This window comes from Arthrobacter sp. UYEF21 (assembly GCF_040546085.1).
Classification (GTDB): Bacteria; Actinomycetota; Actinomycetes; order Actinomycetales; family Micrococcaceae; genus Arthrobacter.
The window spans coordinates 1-22,868 of sequence record NZ_JBEPNF010000020.1 but is presented as its reverse complement, the minus strand read 5'-3'; the positions used below and the strand labels follow the sequence as shown (position 1 = coordinate 22,868).

Annotated in this window: 14 protein-coding genes and 1 pseudogene; 6 read left to right on the top strand and 9 right to left on the bottom strand. The window is 58.7% G+C overall.

Annotated elements, in window-relative coordinates:
- Positions 1-109: 109 nt before the first annotated feature.
- The 3 genes from ABIB27_RS17090 to ABIB27_RS17080 form a co-directional block, all read right to left on the bottom strand.
- Positions 110-1,984, bottom strand: coding sequence for a DUF4012 domain-containing protein (locus ABIB27_RS17090; RefSeq protein ID WP_354254395.1), 1,875 nt, complete (start codon positions 1,982-1,984; stop codon positions 110-112).
- 2 nt (positions 1,985-1,986) lie between these two features.
- On the bottom strand, positions 1,987-3,300 hold the full coding sequence (locus tag ABIB27_RS17085) for a UDP-glucose dehydrogenase family protein (RefSeq protein ID WP_354254393.1): 1,314 nt from the start codon (positions 3,298-3,300) through the stop codon (positions 1,987-1,989).
- A 64-nt stretch (positions 3,301-3,364) separates the two neighbouring features.
- Complete coding sequence (locus ABIB27_RS17080; protein WP_354254391.1) at positions 3,365-4,804, bottom strand: sugar transferase; 1,440 nt, start codon at positions 4,802-4,804, stop codon at positions 3,365-3,367.
- Between the two features lie 451 nt (positions 4,805-5,255).
- Between ABIB27_RS17080 and ABIB27_RS17075 the strand changes: the two genes are divergently transcribed.
- The 3 genes from ABIB27_RS17075 to ABIB27_RS17065 are packed head-to-tail and all read left to right on the top strand — an operon-like array spanning position 5,256 to position 8,704.
- Positions 5,256-6,200 carry a glycosyltransferase family A protein gene (locus tag ABIB27_RS17075; protein ID WP_354254389.1) on the top strand — a complete coding sequence of 315 codons (945 nt, stop codon included), beginning with the start codon at positions 5,256-5,258 and terminating at the stop codon, positions 6,198-6,200.
- A gap of 28 nt (positions 6,201-6,228) precedes the next feature.
- Positions 6,229-7,362, top strand: a complete 1,134-nt coding sequence (locus ABIB27_RS17070) for a glycosyltransferase (protein ID WP_354254387.1) — start codon at positions 6,229-6,231, stop codon at positions 7,360-7,362.
- A 28-nt stretch (positions 7,363-7,390) separates the two neighbouring features.
- Entirely contained in the window at positions 7,391-8,704 is a 1,314-nt protein-coding gene (locus tag ABIB27_RS17065; RefSeq protein WP_354254385.1) for an O-antigen ligase family protein, read from the top strand.
- Positions 8,705-8,846: 142 nt separating this feature from the next.
- Here ABIB27_RS17065 and ABIB27_RS17060 read toward each other — a convergent pair whose 3' ends face one another.
- From ABIB27_RS17060 to ABIB27_RS17050, 3 genes are all read right to left on the bottom strand, one after another.
- Positions 8,847-11,105, bottom strand: coding sequence for a putative transposase (locus tag ABIB27_RS17060; protein WP_354254383.1), 2,259 nt, complete (start codon positions 11,103-11,105; stop codon positions 8,847-8,849).
- Between the two features lie 687 nt (positions 11,106-11,792).
- On the bottom strand, positions 11,793-12,914 hold the full coding sequence (locus ABIB27_RS17055; RefSeq protein ID WP_354254381.1) for a glycosyltransferase family 4 protein: 1,122 nt from the start codon (positions 12,912-12,914) through the stop codon (positions 11,793-11,795).
- A 120-nt stretch (positions 12,915-13,034) separates the two neighbouring features.
- Positions 13,035-13,235 carry a hypothetical protein gene (locus tag ABIB27_RS17050; protein WP_354254379.1) on the bottom strand — a complete coding sequence of 67 codons (201 nt, stop codon included), beginning with the start codon at positions 13,233-13,235 and terminating at the stop codon, positions 13,035-13,037.
- Between the two features lie 202 nt (positions 13,236-13,437).
- Here ABIB27_RS17050 and ABIB27_RS17045 point away from each other — a divergent pair, with 202 nt between their 5' ends.
- Together ABIB27_RS17045 and ABIB27_RS17040 are read left to right on the top strand one after the other, a co-directional pair.
- The gene (locus ABIB27_RS17045; RefSeq protein WP_354254377.1) at positions 13,438-14,985 is read left to right on the top strand and encodes a tyrosine-protein kinase domain-containing protein; all 1,548 of its coding nucleotides are present in this window, start codon (positions 13,438-13,440) and stop codon (positions 14,983-14,985) included.
- A 146-nt stretch (positions 14,986-15,131) separates the two neighbouring features.
- Entirely contained in the window at positions 15,132-16,418 is a 1,287-nt protein-coding gene (locus tag ABIB27_RS17040) for an oligosaccharide flippase family protein (RefSeq protein WP_354254375.1), read from the top strand.
- An 868-nt stretch (positions 16,419-17,286) separates the two neighbouring features.
- Here ABIB27_RS17040 and ABIB27_RS17035 read toward each other — a convergent pair.
- The 3 genes and pseudogenes from ABIB27_RS17035 to ABIB27_RS17025 form a co-directional block, all read right to left on the bottom strand.
- Positions 17,287-17,454, bottom strand: a pseudogene (locus tag ABIB27_RS17035) (IS701 family transposase); the annotation flags it as partial.
- Between the two features lie 74 nt (positions 17,455-17,528).
- Positions 17,529-18,779, bottom strand: a complete 1,251-nt coding sequence (locus tag ABIB27_RS17030; RefSeq protein WP_502909265.1) for an IS30 family transposase — start codon at positions 18,777-18,779, stop codon at positions 17,529-17,531.
- Positions 18,780-19,471: 692 nt separating this feature from the next.
- A complete protein-coding gene (locus ABIB27_RS17025; protein WP_354254373.1) occupies positions 19,472-20,551 on the bottom strand; it encodes an IS110 family RNA-guided transposase in 1,080 nt (359 codons plus the stop codon).
- A 944-nt stretch (positions 20,552-21,495) separates the two neighbouring features.
- Here ABIB27_RS17025 and ABIB27_RS17020 point away from each other — a divergent pair.
- The gene (locus tag ABIB27_RS17020) at positions 21,496-22,746 is read left to right on the top strand and encodes an IS30 family transposase (protein ID WP_502909264.1); all 1,251 of its coding nucleotides are present in this window, start codon (positions 21,496-21,498) and stop codon (positions 22,744-22,746) included.
- Positions 22,747-22,868: the final 122 nt, after the last annotated feature.

Sequence of the window (22,868 nt, the reverse complement as noted above, 5' to 3'; positions counted from 1 at the left end):
CCTGTGCGGAAATCCCGGATAAATATCCCAAAAAGACGTTACCACTTCTGTTGAAAGGAGAGCAACGTCAATCAAGACGGTTTACATAGTGTTAACGCGCCGTCTATGACTACTGCCCGCACTCAGGAATCAATGTGGGCAAAATCACATCCTTGACATCCTGGACGGTGGGTGTGACAACCAGGTTAGGTTCCGTGTGCTGAACAATCTTTCCGAAGGTTAAGTCAACAGCTTTGCTCTCCCCGGGGGCAAGCTGAATAGCCACTACGCCAACAGGGCGGTTGCTGTGCCGGTACGGAGCGAAGTCGGTCCTCTGTCCGTCCAGCTTGGCTGTCTCTACGTAGGCCTGGACCGGGCCGTAGGCAATGATGTTGGTTTGAGCTGATCCGGCGGGGACCCCGAACGTCCCAACCCCAGTGACATAAGCAGGCAGAGACGTCGCCGCGTCAGCAGGTGCCGTATTGGTGCTGGTAACGCGGACGGTTGTTTGTTCATAACCATTTTGGGCGCATTCCTTCACCAGCTGCACGGTGCGTTTGACGTGGTAATCCATTTTGGCGCCAGTGCCGTCATTGAAGTAGACACCAAATTCAGCAGGAGCAACGCTCGGTCCGGCAATGGACCCGCTTAGGGCGTACTGGCCGATCACGGACTGTTCCGATGGTAGTCCAGACCAGACCAGAACCCGGCCTTCTTCCACACCCTTGGTTAGGCCCTTCATCAGGCCCTTGGCCTCGCCTTTGCCGTTGGACAAGGCAGCAAAGGTCTCCTGCGCTACGCCCGCAAAGTAGGCATCTTGAAGTTTGGGTTGTTGGATCGTTGCGTAAACGTCCGAAAGCAATGTCTTAACAACGTTTTTGCCATTAATCTCGGTGGGAAGTCCTCGGCCAGCGAGTGCGATCAGCTCTGGCTGTGTGATCTTCACAGGCCCGGTGGCATCCAGGACGTAGCTGAGCGCAACGGGGTCAATAGAGATAACGCCGTCAACGTGCTGCCCCGTTTTGCGCTCCCACATTGCTTGCGCCATGATGGCCGCCGTAGGGAAGTCCGGGGTTAGGTTCACGTCCTGCATGTACTTGCCTAACCGGCTCGAATAGATCTGCTGCTGCTCAGCCTCCACCGGCAACGTGGGCGTCATAGTCCCGACGTCGGTGGCGCTGCTTTGGGAGCCGAGCGTCAGACTGCCCTTGTCGAAGGTAAGAACTGCCAGCGCACCAGGTATACCGCCCGAAGCACGAGACTCAGCATTGTTCTGGATCATCAGGAGGTACTTGTGTGGTGTTTGGGCGCCCAGCATTTCCGGTCCGATCTTCGCGGCATCTGCTGCCGCATCGAGGCTTCCAGTTATGCCGTGCAATTGATCCCTAGCGCTGGTCAAAGGCTCCGCTACCTGAGGCATTAGCGTTGTGGCGTCGATCTGGTTCAGTCTGTCAGCTGACAGGCGTATGGCACGTGCTGCAGAAGAAATTCTTGGAGACGCGGCTCTGAGCTGTTCAAGGTCAGTACCTGAGCTGCTAGGCAGCAGCGTTTCCCAATTTAGAGAGCTGTAGACCTCAGCTAACGGTGCGAGCCCAAGGTTGGCTACATCGTCGGCGGAGCGGGCAACTTCGGCGACCGCGCTAAAATTGGTCCCAATTCCGGGAAGCGATCCCGCCAAAGTCCAGACCGGATCTCCCGCTGCTCTTTTTGCTGCCATCGTGTGAGCGCGAAGTTCTTCTACTGTGACGGTGGCCTTATCAGCGTTATCGGCGACTATGTCGCCTTTGAGGGAGGGGATGAGGTTGGCCGCCGAAGTGAGTTCGGACTTGATCTCCGATGCTTTGCTTCCCAACCAGGCTGCGCCTGCTCCTGCCATGACAATGATGCCGCCGAGTGAAATGAGGGTAATGACGATAGGCCGGCGACGGCCTTCGCGGCTGGCCTGTAACGGTAGGCGACTCCGCGCCGCAGCATCATCACCCGCGGTGTGTTGTGTCCCCGCCATCGTCAAGGCCTGCCTAGACCGCGGTAGTTCCATCCAGCGGCCCGCCATTTGGCAGCATCCAAGACATTCCGGCCATCAAGAACCCGAGGGAAAGAAACGACATCCACCAAGGAGTACGGGTCTAGGTCGCGGTACTCCTGCCACTCGGTGAGCAACAGCAAGGCGTCTGCCTTTTCGATGGCCGTAGAGGTGTCGCTTTCATAGTGGAGTTCCGGGAATCTACGCGCGGCGTTTGTCAGGGCTTTCGGATCTGTCACCGTCACCACAGCACCCTGCAACTGCAGCTGCGCCGCAATGCTTAGAGCCGGAGAGTCACGCACGTCGTCGCTTTCAGGCTTGAAAGCCGCGCCAAGCACCGTAACCCGTTTGCCGAGCAGAGATCCGTCGCACAAGTCGCGCGCCAATTCCACCACACGCGTTCGGCGGCGCATATTGATGGCATCCACCTCACGGAGGAAGGTCAGTGCCTGATCGGCGCCCAGCTCTCCGGCTCGGGCCATGAAGGCCCGGATGTCCTTTGGCAGACAGCCTCCACCAAAGCCGATGCCCGCGTTGAGGAACTTCCGGCCAATCCGATCATCCATGCCGATAGCGTCGGCGAGTTGCGTAACGTCTGCTCCGGCTGCCTCGCAAACTTCTGCCATGGCGTTTATGAATGAAATTTTAGTGGCAAGAAATGAATTTGCAGCAGTCTTCACGAGTTCAGCGGTAGGATGATCGGTCACGAGCCGAGGAGTACCCGATGAGAGTGTGGCTGTGTAGACCTCGTCTAAGACGGCCACCGCGGCATTGTCCTCGGAACCGTCGCTGACTCCGTATACAAGCCGATCCGGATGGAGCGTGTCCGCAACGGCGTGGCCCTCCCTGAGGAATTCAGGGTTCCAAACCAAATGCGCTGTCGGCTGTTGGGCCTGCACTCGACGTGCTAAGCGTGAGGCCGTTCCCACGGGCACTGTGGACTTTCCAACCACTACGTCGCCTGGGGCGAGGTAAGGCAGAAGGCCTGCCGTAGCAGCATCTACATACGTGAGATCAGCGCCATTCTCACCTTTCTTCTGGGGCGTTCCCACGCAGACAAAGTGCACGGCGCTGCCCTCGGCGGCCGAGAGATCGGTGGTGAAGGTCAATCGTCCTGTTGCTTGGACTTCTTTTAGAAGGTCTTCCAGTCCTGGCTCGTAAAATGGGGCCCGCGCAGCGGCTAACTCTTGGATCTTGCGGTCGTCTACGTCTATACCAACGACGTCGTGGCCCAACTTGGCCATGCATGCGGCGTGCACGGCCCCTAGGTAGCCGCAGCCAATTACCGATATGCGCAATTTAATACCTTCCCCCGAGATGAGAATAAGAGGCTCTAAGCCACAGATGATGGAGCGTTTCCCGTCAGACAGCGCCCGTGCTTGCAAATACTGCCTTGAACGTCTTGAAAAGTATTACTACGTCACCCATGAGTGACCAGTTTTCGACGTAGTAGAGGTCGAGCCTGATGCTCTCCTCCCAGCTGAGGTTAGACCGGCCGCTGACCTGCCACAACCCGCTCATGCCGGGGCTTACGTAGAGTCGGCGATGCGCAGTGTCGTCGTACAGAGCGACTTCCCCTTCGCGCTGTGGTCTCGGACCCACTAGGCTCATGCTCCCGCCTAGGACGTTCAGGAGTTGCGGCAACTCGTCGAGAGAATACCTGCGCAGGACACGGCCCAAGGCAGTGATCCTAGGGTCATTCTCGATTTTGAACAGAGGTGTGTCCCCAGACCCCTGGGCGTCGAGCAGAGCCCTAAGTTGAATGTCGGCATCAACCTTCATGGAACGAAACTTGAGCATCTGAAACGTTGTTCCTCGTAATCCAATTCTCTCTTGCCGGTAGAAGACAGGACCGCGGTCGGTAAGACGTACGAGGACCGCCAGAATGATAAAAAGTGGAGATAGAAGAAGTAGCAGTATTCCGGAAATCGTGATGTCAAATAGCCGCTTTGCGACTTTCTTGCCGCCCGTAAGTTTTGGCGTCGACACATGAATCAAGGGCAGGCCAGCAACAGGCTGCGTATGGATGCGTGGCCCTGCTACGTCCGTCAGTGCCGGCGCCAGGATCATGCCGATGTCTCTCGCTGCCAATTCCCATCCGAGTCGACGAAGGTCGCGGGGGTGCATATTGACTCCTGCTGAGACAGCAACTGCGTCTACTTTAGAGGCAGTAATGGCAGCAAGAATCGACTCAAATTCACTCTGCACGCCCGTTACCGGGAGACGAAAATCTGCCAAGCTTTTGGCGTCAATGACTCCACCAGGAAGGTGGGCAGCCACCGGCACGTATCCTGCAGCCGGAGCGCTACGCAAAGATCGATCCAAGTGTTCGGCTGAGTGAGGGCTTCCGATTATGAGAACGCGGGATGCGCTTCTTCCCAGCTTCCTTTCCACAGCCAGGTGCTGGCGCAAGAGCCATCGAGCCAAGAGAAGTCCGATAACTCCCGCTGGAAACGCCAGTCCTACAAATCCTCGGGCTGTATCTATCTTGAGGGCGTATGAAATCACGGCTACGAATCCAAACAACCATGCGGAAGCTGCCAGTACTCGTTTGTATTCTTCCGAGCCAGAGCCCAAAACCATCGGCTCTCTTGAACCCCATGAACCCAGCATTAACCACCATCCAACGGCCAGAACCGCAGCGAGAAGCATGTACTCGCCGTAACGAGTGGCCAGATCGTCCGCTTCAAGAAATCCGAAACGAACGACATAAGCACCAGCGAAGGCCCATATGACAACGCCGCCATCGATCAGGCGAAGCCGCCGCGAGTAGGTTCGGCGCCACGAAACGATGCCAGCCAACGTGTTCCCCCAAAAAATGTTGTGCGGCGTGCTGAATCACACCAGAGACCAGATTAGATTATGGCACCAGCGGATCGTGTCGTTCGCCCAACTGCGGACAAAGTGCAGCGAGGGCATGTGACACACCTAACGCTCCGTGGACTTCACGAGGTGAGCACGGTCACGTGCGACTATTGAGAGGGCCCGCCTGAAAGGATAACGTCACGGTTGAATGCCTCTGGCGACGAAGCACGGCTTGGTCAATTACAATTTTCATACCGGCGGCGGGAGGCTCGCGGCTGGCGCATGACTGTGAGCAGTTGTTGAACCACTGCGACGCAATCGCTGTCGATGTTAGGTCCTATACCCGAGCACATGCCGTCGGCGTTGCTGCTTGTTTTCGTAGTGCAGTATGGCTAACGCGGTTAGTTGTTAGCCAACCCATTCAATAGCGAACGTTAGGTCACAAACTTTGGGGGACTTGTCTACTTCCGTATCTGTCGTAATTCCATCCACCGGAAGGCAAGAGTTAGCTCAAGCCATAAGTAGTGTTCGCGCGCAAGATTACAGCGGGGACATGGAGATCATCGTTGTTTTTGACCTTGACGAAGCGCTTACGCCACCCGAAGTGGTTCGACTGGCCGATGCCGCTGATCGTGTAATTTTTACAGGCGGCGGCAGAAAAGGTGGGGCCGCTCGGAATCTTGGCGTCCAAGATGCGAGCGGGACTTGGGTGGCGTTCCTAGATGACGACGACGCATGGATGCCACACAAGCTGACCTCGCAACTGAGGATTGCAGCCCTTGAGTTGTCCCACGGAAACTCGCCGGTAGTCGGTTGTCGAGTAGAGCAAGTGTTCAAAGGCGATAGCAAGACCCACGTCGTAGGAGGCATTCCGTCCCGGCTGATTGCAGAGGATGAGCCGATAGCCGAGTACCTATTTCTTAAAAGACGGCCTGGAGCCAAGCGCAGTTCATTTTTCACTTCCACGGTTGTAGCTGAGCGCTGGCTCTGTGAGAGCGTGAAATGGGATGAATCGCTAGATCGACACCAAGATTGGGATTGGCTCATACGGGTAGGTCTCGTGCCTTCCGTATCCTTCCGACAGGCGGAGCGCGATTTAGTTTCAATAAATGTGGGCTCCCCAGGTTCCATCTCGGCTGGGGCGAATTGGGAGGGGTCACTACGATGGGCCAGACGTGTGTTGGAGCCTATCGGTACCCGCGTCTTTGTTGACTTCTTATTGGCTCAGACTTTACGATACGCCTTGCAGAAGCGGGACTTCTCTGGTGTTCGATTGGTTTTGCGGAGTGTCATCACTGCCCGAAGATTTCCCGGGATCGGACCGACAATAATAGGCGCATCCGGGCTGATGCCGAGAGTGACGCTCGAAAATCTCATGCGCTGCATTAAGTGATCACACGCCAGCGTTGAGGAATCCGAATATGAACGAGATAAAGCCACCCGCCGTAACTATGATTGTCTCTCACCTGGCGCCCGTGTTTGGCATGGAAAGGGTTGCCCTTAACGTATTACTTCTACTGAGGAAATCTTACGACGTCGACGTTGTTTGTGTTGGCGGAGGTGCGGAAGACGTTGCGGTGTCTCCGGGCGTTCGTCTCCTTGGCAAACCACTGCGTGGACTCGGTCGATTTCGATCGCTGTGGAGAATGTATCGATTGGCTCGAACTCTTGAAACGGAAACTGTAATTCTGGTCGGCGCGTGGGTTGCAGTGCCTTGGCTACTCGTCAACGGCGTTTCGCGTTGGAGAACTGTTGTCTGGGAGCACTCGATGATGAAGACCCGCATTCGTCACTCCCAACAACTGCGAGCTTTAGCACTAGCGGCCCAATTTCTATATAGGTCCGCGCACAAGGTGGTCACAGTGAGTCGGCCCCTGCAGCGCGACATGCAGTCACTGTGCAAGCAGGCTTCGATTGTCACAATACCGAACCCGATTGGATTTCCTAACGACGCAGGGGTTCCGGGGAGAAGCGAGATGATCCCGGCAGACGGATTTCCGGCGGCTAGGACTATTCGGCTCTTAAGCGTCGGGTCTCTGACTAAGGTCAAAGCCCAGCACCTCATTGTTCGTGCACTCTCATTCTTGGACGATTCTTTCGAATTAGTTTTCATCGGTACGGGTCCAATGAAAGAGGAGTTATCCCGACTCGCCGATGAGTTGGGGGTAAGTTCACGCGTAATTTTTGACGGATATCTTTCGCCTGACGAAGTAGCGATTCGAATGTCAGATGCAGATCTCCTCATTCACAGCTCAGTTGTCGAGACATTCGGCCTGGTATATGTCGAGGCAGCAAATGCCGGTCTCCCTGTTATTTCCACGCGCAATCCCTTGGCAGAAGAATTGATTCCTGCATATGTACCTGGTTGGGTATGTGAACCGGACCCCGAATCTTTGGCCCTAGAAATAGCTCTGCGTGTACGGGAAGTATTGCACGTTTTAGTGATTCAACGTGCGGATGCTCTGCGTCGTAGTGAGTTTAGCTCCGATAAGGTACTCGCGCTTTGGGCCTCTATTATTCAGCCGCCGCCTATCCCCCTCGCCTCCAAATGCTGACTTGGCAAGCCGAAGGTAAGGGTTAAGCATGCAGAACTTCCTCATTTTGCTAATAGCAGGCTCTTCAATCGTTCCCTTGATATCCAATGTGAGACGCCTGCATCAAAGTCTCGCCGGTCGCGGCGAATTATCGAGTGTTTTCGGAGTGGCCATCGTGGTGCTCGGAGGTCTGCTGTACGAGGCACGTCTAGTCCCAACTGGCCAACCGGCTCAAATTGCTGTTTTTGGCTTACTATTGGGGTCAGTCGTTCTGCAGGTCAGTCGATCGCTGTCTCTGCAGACTAGCCAAGCTAAGGCGGCCGTTAGTGTCGGTCTATTCTTGCCCGCCATAATTTCTGCAGCGATGTTCTTGGTAAATGCACTTCAAAATGTCGAGTTGCCTTTGGGGCAGTCGCTAGGCCGCCTCTTAGCTGTGGCTATTCTTTTCCTCATCGCGGTTTGTGTTGCGGCATCTCGGCTGGACCTAAAAGATATCTGTAGGATCATTACTATTTCGGTGCTTGTGATCTTCTTGTTATCCTCTTTTGGGCACGACGGGTGGCGAGCTTGTGACATATTCAAATGCGGTCCTTTCGGTGCCATCTACACAGGGCCTTTCGCTTCCGAGAATGCCTTGGCGATCTTTGTCTGTGTGGCCATCCTGTGCACCTTTGCATCATGGACCGGCAAGGGTTCTGCTTGGACCCTTGTTCCGCTCGGGTTGACGCTGTACGCCACGGAGTCGCGGACCTCCCAACTGGCACTCGCCGGTTCGCTGACTATTTGGGTCATTGTCGTGTTGTGGAAGAAAGCCGCACGCCCGGTAGGTATGGACCTCGATGTACACCTCCGTAAAAAAGCCAAGTTTATCGTAATTACGATACTTGCCGTCTTCATTGCCAGTTTTTACCTATTGCTGCATGCAGAGCCGGCGTCGTTCAGTAACCGGGGAAATGTTTGGATTCGCGGCTTGATGGCATTGGGCGGTGATTGGTGGATAGGGCTGGGTCTTGATCGATGGACTTTCCTCCAGTCAATCGGAGTAGTTCCACTCTTGTTTCCCCACAGCCAGTACCTGCTACTGCTCTTCGGAGGGGGCGTGGCTGCCGTTGCTCTTCTGTTTCTGCTGTTTTCGGTTGCGACTTGGGCAGCTAGCAAAGGGTCTGCCAGTTTAGGTTTTGGGGCCGCCTACATTGTATTTTTATCTATTCTGGGTTTGACCGAAGCGTACTGGAACCCGATGGCTTTCGATGGACATACATTCCTCGTGATTCCACTTGTATTCCTGATCTCCATTACGAAGGACCCGTCAACTATCAGCCCGGACTCAAACCTCGCGACTAGAGCTCCCCGGGCGTGGTAGTCGGAAGCTGCCAAATTGAGTTTTGCATCGAGGCTTGGGGACCGTTTTACAGGTGGCGGCCGCCGACTTTCAGGGTCCGCGGATCCTGCGTAGGGTGCCACGGGCCCAGGGCTCCTGACATGGTGAGGTATTCAGTGTGGGTTCAGGGGTTTTTGATTTCGTAGCGCAGGATGAGCCCGGTGCCGGGGTAGCGGATTTGGGTGGTGGTGAGGTGCTGGCAGAGTTCTCTGATTGCTGCGGTGGCCCGAGCGGTAGGGTGTGGGTCCAGGCGAATGATGAGGTAGCCGGGGGTGGTGGTGTCGATGTCGCCGCTGCCGGTGAGCACCTGCCGTGCCAGGGCGTGGGCTTCCTCGGCGGCGCGGGCGTAGCCGGTGTTGGTCCGGATCTCCCTGGCGAGGGTGGTGGCAGTGTTGAAAGCGGCCATCCTGATCGCGTGGGTGATCAGCTTGGTCTCCGTGTCGAGGACCTGTTGACCGGGTGAGAGTTCGCCCAACGGAACCCTGGCGCGGATTTTTTGATGGGCGGCTTCTGCCCGGTCAAGGGCGGCCTCCGCGTCCCAGAGCGGCGCGGTGACGGCGTTGTGCATGGCGTTGGTGATCATGACTTCGCCGGCGCCTCGATCCGGGGTTCGCATCGCGAGCATGGCGGCGTCTGTTCGGGCCAGGACCTGGTCGAAGTGGGCCCGGGCGGCGACGACTTTTTGGTAGGCCCTTTTCTTCTCCGGGTTCGGTACTGAGCGTTCGGGGTCATCATCGGTGGAGGTGTAGGCGTCGTGGGAGTCCAGGTCGAAATGGATGCGGGCGTAGCGGAAGTAGTTTTCCTGCCGCCAGCGGGACCCCATCCGGTAGATCACCTCACCGGCGGGCATTGCCTGGTCGGTGGTGAGGATGTGGATCTGCCGGGTTGCCCCGCCCCGGACCGGGACGATCCGGCTGATCTGCCGCATCCGGAACGCTTCCCCCGTGGCCAGGGCCAGATCAACGGCCGTGTCCGCCGCGTTCCAAGTCCTCGTGTCCCCGTGGACGTCCACATGGGCGACCTCGGTGAAGCTGCCCTCGTGGATGTCCGCCGCGGGGCCTTTGCGCCAGGTCAGGACGTCAAAGCCGGCCTCGTCCATGTGCTTGAAGAGCGCCGGTGACCAGCCTCCCCGGTCAAAACCGACCAACACCCGCCGGGAATCCCCGATGATGGTGCGCAGCTGCGGCAGGAGCGCCCGCAGTTCACCGGTCAGGGCGGCGCCGGGTTTGGCCATGACGACCAGCACCGGGGACCCGTGCGCGTCAGAGACCCAGGTTTCCTCGGTCGCCGGGACCGGGAACTTCAGCCTCGTGGAATGGACCTTCCCGATCTTCTTCCCGCCTTGGTAGGCGCGGACATGCCCGTCAACATAGAGCACAGCAGCCAAATCCCCACCCTCACCATCGCCGCCGGCACAATCGCCGCTGCGTGAGTGGAGGTGGTGGGTGGCGAGGGCGGTGAGCAGGTCCCCGGCCTTCCCGGTTTCGGCCAGCAACCCGATTTTGCGGCGGATGGTTTTTACTTCCGGTGCCCGGTCCAGGCCCAGCACCCGGCCCAGGGCGGCAGGGTCGATCCGGGTGGCCCCTTCGGCGCGGGGTTCCCCGGCCAGGGCCCGCAGCACCGAATCCAGGAGCATGGTTTCCAGCCCGTAAAACCCGTCCGCCAACGCCGAGAACGTTGCCTTCGCGCAGGCCAGCAGCCCGGTGGCCTCCAGCGCCGGCAAGGCCAGGAACAGCCCGGCCAACGGCACCCGGGCCGCCGGTGCAAACACCGGGGCCGCGCACTCAAGCAGACCGGCCCGGGCTGCTGCCCGTTCGGTGGACCGATCCGCAGGTGCCGGGAGTACGGGCAACACCAGCCGGGTCGGCGGCGTTGATGCGCCGGGCGCTGATCCGCCCTTGTTAGCGCTGATTTCAGCGGCTTCCGGGGTGTTTGCCTCATCGAAAGTCAGGGCGCGCCGGACGGTGTCGGTGGAGACCCCGGCCGCTGCCGCGGTTGCCCGCAGGCTCGCACCACCGGCGCGGAGCCGGCGGATCTCGGCCGCTTTCTCTCCGGTCAGCACGCTCGGGCCTTTGGGGCCCTTCTTCACCGGCGCCAACGCGGCCACACCCTCACCGGTGAGAGCCACCCGCCAGCGGCGCAAGGATTCCGGGGTGACGCCGAACCCTGCCGCTACCTCGTTGACCCGGGCCGCGCCGGCCCGCACCAGCTGCACCGCGGCCAGCCGGCGCAGGTCATCCTGGCCGGCATCCCACACCCAGCACAACTGGCCGTTGAGAAAGACCTTGCCGCCGAGAACATCATTTTCCAGCAACGCCGCCGACTCCCCGATCAGCACGGCTCCCAGGTCCGCGATCAAGGGAAGGGGCATCTGGGTTGGCATCACATCCATCCTCCCACCCCCATCACCAGCAAAAAAGTCACACGTTTATTATCTCACATCGGGGGCATGATTAAAAGACTTGAGCGAGCAAGAATCCCCGGAAACTCAATACATCACCCGCACGGCCGTCCTGTCATGTCAGGAGCCCTGGGGCCGGTGCGCGAGGTATTGGTTACCTGACGGAACTGGCAGCGGACTTCGCCGATCATGGTGATTTGAGTTTCAGTACCTGCCGAGGGCGTTCGCGCAACCGCGGAAGGCTGGCAGTGAACCCGGGCCGCGTCCCGAACCGAAGGCCAGTAATCGGGCCGGGACTGGGACATGAGCGTCGCCGGTGTGTCAACCATTCGATGACTACGCCGGATCTTGGAGGCCAGTGTAGGCCAGACGTACTCATTGATATTGAGTGCCTTCACGCCGGCCGACCCCGGAGGCTCCTGGCTACTGAGATAGGTAGAGATCGAGACATTGAAGACTTGCTGGGTGCCCCTGACTCAGGCCGATGCTAAGGCAGCAGTTTCGCCCCTAGTACTGCCAGCGATGCTCTCGGTAAGAAAGTCCTTCGCGACAGTCCAGGTCCAAGATGCTTTGAAAATCAGTGCAAGACAAGCTCGTCGATCGTTGCGTTCTCTCATCCATTCAACTCAACGGTCCTCGGAGCTTCAGCCCTTCACGCTGGGTGATCAGCTATGTTGTGAAGCGCTTAAGGATTTCTAAGACATGCAGGGCACTGCCGTTCCAAGTGAAACGCTCCGTATATCGGGCGCGTGCGGCCTGACTCATTGACGCGTACACGGCTGAGTCGGTGACAATTTGTGAAATTGCAGCAGCGTATTCCTTAGGGCTAGCGTGCTCGTCCAAAGTAATACCCGTTAGCTCATTCTCGACGATTTCGGGTACACCGCCGACATTGGATGTAACTACCGGCAGTGCGTAAGCTGCCGCTTCTTGAAAGACGATACCAAACGGTTCATTTCGGGTGGGTAAAACGAAGAGGTCGGCTTGTTCGTATAAGAAGTGCAGTCGCTGGACGTCAGCGGGCAGGTCCTTCCTAAGGAGACCGTGATAGGTGACGTGGCAACGCATCCACGAATCGTCAGGCGGGTGCACTCCCACAACATCGAGGTGAACATTATGACCGAGAGCAATCAGCTCGTCGGCCGCAGTCACTGCTGTGTCCATGCCTTTCCGATGCCATTTGACCCCTACCGCCAAGAGACGAATTAGCCTGCCTTCCGGGGCTTGCTTTGATTTGGCTATGGGGTCGGCGAGATTCGAGGCGAACGGAACGCAACTGGTGTTTTCGAGTTTGTAACGCTCGATCGCATCTTTCCGCGCCCACTGCGAAGCCCAAAATGTTCCGGCCAGCGCAGTCAGACATTCCGCCTCGATGCGAGAAGCGTTGTCGCGAGTGCGCGCTGAAAGTCGGCTCCAGTGAGGGGCGACATCGATGCGCTGCCCTACTGTGGCGTCCCCCCAATAGATGATAGGAACCTCCGATTTCGCACATAGTGGAAACCAGCCCATGACTATGACTACGTCCGGTCGGGCCTCCGCAATCTTTGCGTCGAGTCGCCGGGTAAACATGCGTAGGACTGCTGGTTCGGTTTCCCAGTTCAGCTTCTTCCCAATGAGTCCGGTGAAGCTGGAGAATTTGTTCAACAATCGGTAGGTCGCAGGATGGAGTGGGCCGATCGGAACGACCTCAGCCCCTGCAGAATTTAGGCCCTGAATGAAATGGGCGGGTGTGCCTGACCAAACCTTTACATCGGTAGGGCTGCTAGCTAAGGTACAAACCGCAATCTTCATTATGATGACTCCAAAGTTTTATTGAGACTGGTTCTCTGCTCGTGGCCTGAAGTGGAAGCTTCGTCGGCCCCCGGGAATCCCGAGTCAGCATAGCCGCAGAGCCTAGGAAGTTTGCAGATATTACCTGTTGGAGCGCAACTGAGGGTGTGATCTCGCTGCAGGCTGCCAAGATCTTCGACTATGCTCCGCATTCGGCGAGGATTTTTGGCTCTCCACTGCCGTAAACTCATTGAGGTCATTGAGGTCGTTGAGGTCGTTGAGGTCGTTGAGGTCGTTGAGGTCGTTGAGGTCGTTGAGGTCGTTGAGGTCATTAGAGGTCATTGAGGGCTAGCGGGGAGCCACTCATGCATTCTTCTAGGACAAAGAGCCTTCCTCCGTGGGTCGATGCGTCCCTCGTTGTAGTCCTATAGCCCAGGTTCCCTGGGCTATAGGACTGCTGGTCAACGGTATGATGGGTGCGACCAATAAAATATTGCAGACGGGCCGAGAATGCCAAGTCCAGCGATGAAACAGGGGGACCGCATTGGATTTGCTCGACTACGCACGAATGTTGCGCCGCAGTTGGAAGTTGGTTCTTGCCAGTACCCTGCTGGGACTGCTTGTAGGCGGGGTCGTTTCAGTAGCCGTCAGACCTACCTACACTTCGCAGACTCAACTGTTTGTAGCGATCCAGAATTCCGGGACCGTTCAAGAACTCCAACAGGGCAATACATTTACTCAGTCGAGAGTGCAGTCATACGTTAAGACAGCCGTAACACCCGTGGTATTGCAGCCGACCATCGACAGCCTCGGTCTTGAGGTGACTCCGGAAAAACTGGCATCAAGTGTGAAGGTCAGCACGGACTTGAACACCGTACTAATTAGTATCGAGGTGTCAGACGCGTCACCAGTTCAGGCAGCTGCGATTGCTCAGAGCGTAGCTGGCAGTCTCATCAACGCCGTCGACGAATTGGAGAAGCCCAAGGGCGGCGGTCCTTCACCGGTGAACCTCTCAGTAGTTACACCCGCAGTGGCTCCCACAGTTCCGTCTGCCCCCAACACAAAGCTAAATCTTGCACTCGGCCTGCTCTTGGGTGTGCTCGGCGGGATCACGGCCGCCATCCTCCGCAGTACCTTTGACACTCGCGTCCGGGGGGAGTCCGATCTGAGACATGTCACGGATGCTCCTGTTCTCGGCGGCATCGCTTTTGAACCCGATGCCATAAAGAAGCCGCTCCTAACGCAGGCTCACCAGCAGAGCCCAAGGGCCGAGTCTTTTCGCGCTCTGAGGACCAATCTCCGTTTCGCAAATGTCGCGGTTCAAGCAAAATCATTCATTGTTACGTCGTCCTTGCCGGGAGAGGGCAAGAGTACTACAGCCACTAACCTGGCGATATCGCTTGCCCAGTCCGGTCAATCTGTCTGCCTAGTCGATGCAGATTTACGGCGTCCCATGGTCGGTGAGTATCTCGGTCTAGAGCGCGGTGCTGGACTCACGACGGCCCTCATTGGCTCCGCCGACCTGGACAGTCTGCTGCAGCCTTGGGGGGAGGAAAACCTCTTTGTCCTTACGTCGGGCCAGATTCCGCCGAATCCTAGCGAACTCTTGGGCTCAACACAGATGAGGGCGCTGATTCAGCGGCTCGAGGGCCTGTTCGACACCGTGGTGATCGATGCGCCGCCGCTTCTCCCCGTCACCGACGCTGCTGTTCTGGCGCAACATGTTGGCAGTGTTGTTATGGTAGTGGGCGTCCAAAAAGTGAGGGAGGCGGCGCTCGAGAAATCGCTAGCGGCGCTTGATATGGTAGGGGCGAATCTGCTTGGTGTTGTTCTGAATCGATTGCCCAACAAGGGCCCAGATGCCTACTCCTATAGCTACTACGGCTACGGTGATGGGGCCAGATCATCAAGCGGCGATAATGATTTAGTAGACTCCCTCCGAATTGTTTCCGGCGCTGCTTCGCACGGTACAACTCGATTCGCGATTGGAACTAGCCGGGATTCGGAGTCGGTCCCGGCAGGGCAAAGTACCGAAACATGGCAGGGCGCGGCTCGCGGGGCCCGCCGGTTCCCCCGCTCCGGGACGCTTTAGAATTCCGCTCGTCGGTGTACGGCTTGCACGACGCGATGCGTGTGCCGTATTGGTCACTCTCTGGTCCTGGGCGTCCATTACACGAAACTTCGACCCTTCCGCAGCTCTCGTGTGCTGACTATGTGCTGACTATGTAAGGACTTATCGTGACTTCAACCAAACGGTCGTTTCGGGGGAACGTGCTTGGCCTTCTGGCCGGTCAGATAACACGCTTAGCACTCCAAGCCGGGTACTTTATCATCTTGGCAAGAATGTTGGGCGCCACAGGCTATGGTGCATTTGCCACGGCAATTGCGCTTTGTGCACTAGTGACCCCTTTTAGCAGCCTCGGAACTAACACCATCATGCTGAGGAATGTCTCGCGTGACGTGAGTTCTGCCAGCCGAGAATGGGCTAGAGCCTTGACGTATACGTTGCTCGGTGGGGCGGCCCTATCCGGCGTTCTTGTGCTCATGGCCGATATCATTGCCCCCCCTGAGCTTTCACGTTTTGCGATCTTACAGATAGCTTTGGCAGAGCTGATAGGCCTTAAGTTAGTTGAATTGACCGGTGCCGTGTGGCAGGGGCAGGACCGCAGTCGCCCACTTATCGTGCTACCCACCCTATTGAATTTCATTCGGTTGGTGGCTGCTGGTGCCATGTTCCTATGGGTAGGTCAGACAACCTTGGAGGTCTGGGCCACTGTTTACGTTTTGGCAACTCTTCCTTTGGGTATCGGCGTCGCCATCCATACCAGTGCCAAACTCGGGCCCGGCGGGCGGGCTCTGCGTTTGCGAGTGGTCGAAGTAAAGGAGGGTCTTCTCTTTTCTGTGGCCATGTCTTCACAGAACGTGTACAACGATATCGATAAGGCGATGCTCGCCAGGCTGGACTCTGTAGGGGCCGCCGGCGTGTATTCCGCGGCCTTCAGGATAATCGACATGGCCTACGCTCCGATTCGGTCGATCTCAGCGGCGGCCTACCCGCTTTATTTTCGCGAGGGCGAAGGAGGGCTTGCTTCGGCGCTACGACTAACTCGCAGAATAGCGCCGGCTGTCCTGATCGTTGGAGGACTCGCTGCTATCGGCTCGTTCTTTCTTGCCCCTGTGGCTCCGATGTTATTAGGCAACGACTACGACAGCGCAATCGTAGTGATCCAGGTGCTTGCACCGTTGGTCATCCTGCGTGGATTGACGTTTCTCGGTGCTGACACGTTAACGGGTTGTGGCCGGCAAGGATTCCGTACAGGTGCCCAAGTTACTGTGGCGATTTTCAATGTAGGTATCAACCTAGTTCTGATACCGCCAATGGGAATTTCTGGCGCCATCCTGTCGACACTCCTTTGCGAATTTATCCTTGCCAGTGGGCTGTGGAGCTACATTTGGGTGGTTAGCAATGAGAACAGGCGACAAAAGCCACAGGAATTGGCTGCCCAAGAAGTATCGGGCCGATAGGCAAAGTACCTGCAAAGCTGCTCGCAGCACTGGTGGTAGTTGGGGTCTGTTGATAGGACGAGTGCGCTCCGTGAGCGACAACGGCCGGATGGGTCTGTGTTCCCGATTACCGAGCACAGGTTTGCATGTCTAGACGATCTGATGTCGGTAGGCTTGGGGAAGGCCTTCCTTGCTAGGGCCGCCCGCGGCGGTTGCGGTGAGCCAAAAAGCGGCCTGGCCGGTTCTAACCCCCGGCCGCCAAGAATGAGGAGTGTCGCAAATAGGCCACGTGCATAATTTGGCTCAGTCCGGCGGCCTGGGCGACCTGCGCCCCACACGTTTTAATGCATTGAATTCCGCACGGACCTCAGCACGGGTCTGCCTAGGACAGCGTCGTGGAGGCCGGCGACGCAAGAGCTGGGCGGCGTAAAGGACAAAACTAGTGCCAGATTGCGTTCCACGGTTCGCCAACGCTATCCACGACGAGCGCGCTGAGCCTCGTCACGTTAGAGCGTTCCAGTTGCTGAAGTGAAGATTGCCGTGGAAGGCCCGGGAATCAGGAGTGCGGCATAAACGTGACGGAGTTCAACGCCGGCGACCGGAGGCTGTACCTGTCACCGGCATGGACCCCTTTGACTGGCAGATCATTTCATACCTCCTGGGATTGTCACCGAAGTTGGCGCTCACTAACGATTCCCTACGTGAGGCCCTGACCTGCCTGTTCCCCGGTCAGCAGCCGTTCGTGCACTCGGACCAAGGTGGAATACATCCACTAGTACAACACCACTAGTAGTACTTAGTTAGGTTGGGCCTCGTGGGTGGCAGTAGGGGCAGTATCCGGTCCGTGCGGCGACGAGGTGTTGGAGCTCGCGGAGGATGCCGTAGAGACTCAGGCTGCCCCAGGCGCTTTTGGGCGTGTCAGGCGCAGTGTGGTGATGAATAAGTGGGCGGCGGTGACGAGGGTGGCGTGGTGGTGCCAGCCGAGCCAGGTGCGGCCTTCGAAGTGGTCCAGGCCGAGTCCGGTTTTCAGTTCGCGGTAGTCGTGTGTCAATGGCCAATAGTTTGTGCCCACGGGCGGCCAGCAGAAATGCCCGCTGGCTTGAATTCAAGGGGTCGTTGCAACACCCGTGGTTAGCTGGCTATCAGTAAATCACGTAGACGCTCGGCTGGGGTGTCCCAGTCCAGTGTTTTGCGTGGCCGTCCGTTGAGTTCTTGGGCGACGTGCTCGAGGTCCTCGGGCCCGTATGTATTCAGATCGGCGCCTTTGGGGAAGTATTGGCGCAGCAGACCGTTGGTATTCTCGTTGGATCCGCGTTGCCAGGGGCTGGCGGGGTCGCAGAAGTAGACGTCCATGTCGGTCGCGATGCTGAAGGCCTTGTGTTTGGCCATTTCTGCGCCTTGGTCCCAGGTGAGAGAGCTGCGCAAGTGCGCCGGCAGGGTCCCCATGGTCCTTATCAGCCCATCGCGAACCGATTCGGCGGTGTGGTCCACCGGCAGGTGCACGAGCATCACGTACCGGGTGGTCCGTTCCACGAGCGTTGCGATCGCTGACTGGTTGTAGGCTCCGGTTATCAGATCCCCTTCCCAATGGCCTGGAACAGCACGGTCCTCGATCTCTGGTGGGCGTTCGGAAATGTTGATCATCGGGTCCCGGAAACGACTGGTGCGTTCCTCTGGATTCTTGTGCTTTTTGCGTCGGTTCCGCCCGCTGCGCAGGGCTTCTTTGACTTCGCGTTTGAGTCCGCCTCGGGCCTGAAAGTAGAGGGCTTGGTAGATCGTTTCGGGGCTCACGCGCATCTGCTCGTCATCCGGGAATTCCTTGATCAGCAGCTTCGATATTTGTTCCGGGGACCACCGTGTGAGGAGCTTTATTTTCACGTAGTCGTGCAGTTCTCCGGGTTCTGCCAGCTTACTGTCCTTGGGCCGTGCCCGGGCCGCGGTGGCGGCCCGGTGAGCACCGTAAGGCCGGTAGCCCAGGACCGGGTGGCTGTTGCGTTTGATCTCGCGGCTGATGGTGCCCACGGATCGGCCCAGTGCCCTGCCGATCGCCTGCATTGAGGTTCCCCGGGTGCGCAGGTCGGCGATTCTCTCGCGCTCGGACAGCGACAGATAGCGGGCGCTGATGACCTGTTCCAGAACGTCCAGGCCCACCCGGGCGGATGTCGGCTCCGCCGTCCCTTCCGGCAGCTCAGGTGTCACCGGACGGGATGGAGGTTCCGCGGAAGTCGTTCTCACTTCCTGTTTATACGCGAGATCTACGGCATGGCTCTCGACAGCGGCCGTGTCCTTAACAGACTGTTGCCGGTCCCACACGTAGGAGCTCTGTTTGCTGGCACCAACGGCGAGGGCGGCGTCCCTCCGGCCGGTCCCTTCTTGACGCAAGCGCAGGTAGCGGATCTGTTTCGCGGACGGGCGTGGCAGACACGTGGAGGCGATACCGGCGTCGATCGCCCAGTTGGAGCAGGTGGAGCGGTTCAGGCCCAACTGCTTGGCCGCAGCGCTGACGCTGCCGACCTCCCGCAGCAGGACCAAGAACTCTTCAATCACCGCTGACCGGTGGCGTTGCGCCAGCCGGGGTTTCGCAGTCTTCGTCGTCCGGGGTTTTCTCAGAGAGGGATTGACAGTGCCGGCCCAGTTGCGGGCGGTGCTGATCTTCAATCCCAGATCCTGGGCCGCCGCGGCGATAGTGCCGGTCCGATCCAGAGCGGCATAGAACTGGTCCTTGTCCGCTTGGGTGTACTCGCGTTGGTGCCTGATCCCGGCAGCGTTCGCCCACTTTTGGCATGTGCTCCGGTTAATGCCGAGCTCCTTGGCCGCGGCGGCAACGCTTCCCAACCGCTCCACGGCGGAAAGAAAATCCTGTCGTTGAGTACGGCTATGGGACTGCTGCCGACGCTTCACGGTTAGCCCAGCCAAAGGCGCGGGTTTCTCTGTTGAAGGAGATTTCCTCTTAATGGACGAACTAGTTCCTGATGGTGATTCCATGGTGTTGCAACTCCCGAATAATCGGGGGTGTTGCTACGATCGCTAGAACTCAAGAGGGCGAGTTCTAGCGATCGACTCTTCTATGTCTGTCAAGCCGGTTCCTGAACCACTTTCGCTTGGGCCGCGGCCGTCAGGATTCTGAATATACGACGTGCCAAATAGCGCTTGACGCAACGCCGGATTTCCTTGTCGGTTTTGCCTTCGGCACGGCGTTTCTCGACATAGGCACAGGTCTCGGTGTCGTGGGTCATCCTGGTGACCGTAGCCATGTGCAAGGCGCTGTTGAGCTTCCTGTCGCCTCCACGGTTCAGTCGATGGCGTACCGTGTTCCCCGACGACGCCGGGATGGGATTCACACCCGCCAGACAGGCGAAGGCGGCTTCGCTACGGACCCGTCCCTCGTGCGACCACGCCACTAAGCACTTCGCCGCGGTGACCGCCCGGAAGCCCTTCTCCTCAAGCAGGGGCGCGGCCTCGCTGACCTTGACCAGCTCGTCCAAATGCTTTTCATTGGTCTTCAGCTGCCCCTCCAGGTCCAAGATGCGCTTGGCGAGGCGGACCGCCTCGGCGCGGGCGATACCCAAGGCCAGTTCTTCCTCGCGCTCGCGCCACCGGGAGATCTCCTCGATCTGGACCGGGGTGAGCTTCCTGCGGGCATCGATTCCGAGGTCGTTACTGCGTACCAAAGCGTTCAATGCATTGATCGAACGGGTACGGTCCTTGCTCATGGATTCGCGGGCCGTCACCAGGATCCGCAAACCCTGGCGGATCCCTTCATTCAAGCGGGGCCGGCGCAGTTTCTCCACCGATAACGGCAGCACGGCCATGGCCATCCGGTGGGAGTCCAAGGCGTCGGATTTGCCGACGCCGCGGTTCTTCTTCGCATCCATGCGCGGAGCTTCCGTGACGGGGAATCCGTAGGCGGCCACGGTACCGGCGAGGATTGCCCCATAGGTTGCGGCTCCCTCGATCACCCAGAGAGTGTCGGCGTCGGCGTCGGTGCGGCGTGCCACCCATTTGATGGCGCGATTGATGCCGGCCGCGGTCGTCGGGAAAGACTGCGTATCCAGCAATGCACCATCGGTGGCATCGAGTATGGCGTAGACATGGTTGCGGGCGTGAGTGTCGACACCCACGACAAACGGATGGCAATGAGAGACGATAGACAAGGCCGGTCACCGTGCTTTTCCTCTAGTGATGGAATGGGTTGGTGGCCGTTGACGGCCGGTACCAGTCCGGGTAGGAATCACGACGGAACAGAACTGTGAGGGGTCACGCCCGCGAGGGTGGACAATCTTCTAATCAAGCTACCGAAGTGGGCCGGACAGGTGCCGGCCGATCCACCCTGATGGACGGACAAGTCGATCGAATGACGCCCTGAGGGTCAGTTGCAACATGAGTCACATCCATGGGTGGGTCGGCCGGTTCCTATCCTGCCAGCCAGTCCCAGACCAGCTACAAGTAAGTCTCACAGTTGCAACACCCCGAATAATCGGGAGTTGCAACACCCATGGATTCACCATCAAGAAATAGTTCTTCCTTAAAGAAAAAATCTCCTTCAACGGAGGAATCGGCGTCGACGGTCGGGGCGCCGGGGAAGCGTCATCAGCAGTCCCATACGCGTGCGCAAAGACAGGATTTCCTTTCCGCCGTGGAGCGGTTGGGAAGTGTTGCCGCCGCGGCCAAGGAGCTCGGCATTAACCGGAGCACGTGCCAGAAGTGGGCGAACGCTGCCGGGATCAGGCCTCAGCGCCTGTACACGCAGGCGGACAAGGACCAGTTCCATGCCGCTCTGGACCGGACCGGCACCATCACTTCGGCGGCCCAAGAGCTGGGATTGAACATCAGCACCGCGCGTAACTGGGCCGCCAGGGTCAATCCTGCTGTGAGAAAGCCACGGGCCACGAGAACTGGGAAACTTGATCCGACGCGACGCCACCCATCCGCGGTGCTTGAGGAGTTCGTGAGAGTGCTGCAGGACGTCGGCAGCGTCAGCGTTGCGGCCCGGCAACTCGGTCTGAACCACTCCACCTGCTCCAACTGGGCCAGGGCCGCCGGTCTGGTCTCGGTCAGTCCGCGACGGCCATCAGCGAAGCAGCTTCAGTACCTGCGCCTGCGCCAAGAAGGAGCAGGCCGGAGGGACGCCGCTCTCGCGGTCGGCGCCAGCAAACCGAGCTCCTACGCATGGGACCGGCAACAGGCTGCTAAGGACACGGCAGCTGCCGAGGGCCATGCTGCGGATCTGCCGTATAAACAGGAGGTGACAACTACTTTTGCGGAACCGTCGGCCCCCGCGGCGGCACCAGGACTGACGGCAGCGGCGGCAGAGCCGGCGCCCGCCCCGGTGGCCTTGGAAGCGCTGGAGCAGTCCATCAGCACCCGCTACCTGTCCCTGTCAGAGCGGGAGAGGATCGCGGACCTGCGTACCCACGGAACCTCAATGCAGGCGATCGGCAGGGCTCTGGGCCGCTCCGTGGGCACCATCAGCCGGGAGATCAAACGCAACAGCCACGCGGTGCTCGGCTACCGGCCCTACGGCGCCCACCGCACCGCTGCGGCGGCCCGGGCACGGCCCAAGGACAGTAAGCTGGCAGAACCTGGGAAGCTGCGTCAGTACGTGGGAACCAAGCTGCTGACACGCTGGTCCCCGGAACAGATTTCGCACTTGCTGATCAAGGAATACCCTGATGACCCCGTCATGCGCGTGAGCCCCGAAACGATCTACCAGGCCCTCTACTTTCAGGCCCGCGGCGGGCTTAAACGCGAGGTCAAGGAGGCGCTGCGCACCGGGCGAACCCGCCGTAAGCAGCACAAGAATCCCGAGGAACGCACCAGTCGTTTCCGGGACCCGATGATCAATATTTCCGAACGCCCCGCAGAGGTTGAGGACCGCGCGATCCCGGGCCACTGGGAGGGCGACCTCATTACCGGCACCAGCAACCAGTCGGCGATTGCGACGCTGGTCGAGCGCACCACCCGCTACGTCATGCTCGTGCACCTGCCCGTGGACCACAGCGCCGAATCGGTCCGCGACGGGCTGATCAAGACCATGTCCACCCTGCCGGCGCACCTGCGCGGCTCCCTGACCTGGGACCAAGGCGCCGAAATGGCCAAACACAAAGCCTTCAGCATCGCCGCCGACATGGACGTCTACTTCTGCGACCCCCACAGTCCCTGGCAGCGCGGATCCAACGAAAACACCAACGGGCTGCTGCGCCAATACTTCCCCAAAGGCACCGACCTCAACGTCTACGGCCCCGAAGACCTCGAGCACGTCGCCCAAGAACTCAACGCCCGACCACGCAAAACACTCGACTGGGACACCCCAGCCGAGCGTCTACGTGATTTACTGATAGCCAGCTAACCACGGGTGTTGCAACGACCCCTAGAAGGGACTGTGGAAATAACGGTGTATCCGGCCCAACACGCCAGGCGGTGAGCTTGGCGGGAAGGAGCCGATATGACGGCGACACTGGATGCTGTGAA

Excerpts from the sequence above, each read along its gene's own strand:
- ABIB27_RS17090 (WP_354254395.1), bottom strand. The coding sequence starts at position 1,984 with ATGGCGGGGACACAACACACCGCGGGTGATGATGCTGCGGCGCGGAGT.
- ABIB27_RS17070 (WP_354254387.1), top strand. The coding sequence starts at position 6,229 with ATGAACGAGATAAAGCCACCCGCCGTAACTATGATTGTCTCTCACCTG.
- ABIB27_RS17065 (WP_354254385.1), top strand. The coding sequence starts at position 7,391 with ATGCAGAACTTCCTCATTTTGCTAATAGCAGGCTCTTCAATCGTTCCC.
- ABIB27_RS17060 (WP_354254383.1), bottom strand. The coding sequence starts at position 11,105 with ATGCCAACCCAGATGCCCCTTCCCTTGATCGCGGACCTGGGAGCCGTG.
- ABIB27_RS17055 (WP_354254381.1), bottom strand. The coding sequence starts at position 12,914 with ATGAAGATTGCGGTTTGTACCTTAGCTAGCAGCCCTACCGATGTAAAG.
- ABIB27_RS17050 (WP_354254379.1), bottom strand. The coding sequence starts at position 13,235 with ATGACCTCTAATGACCTCAACGACCTCAACGACCTCAACGACCTCAAC.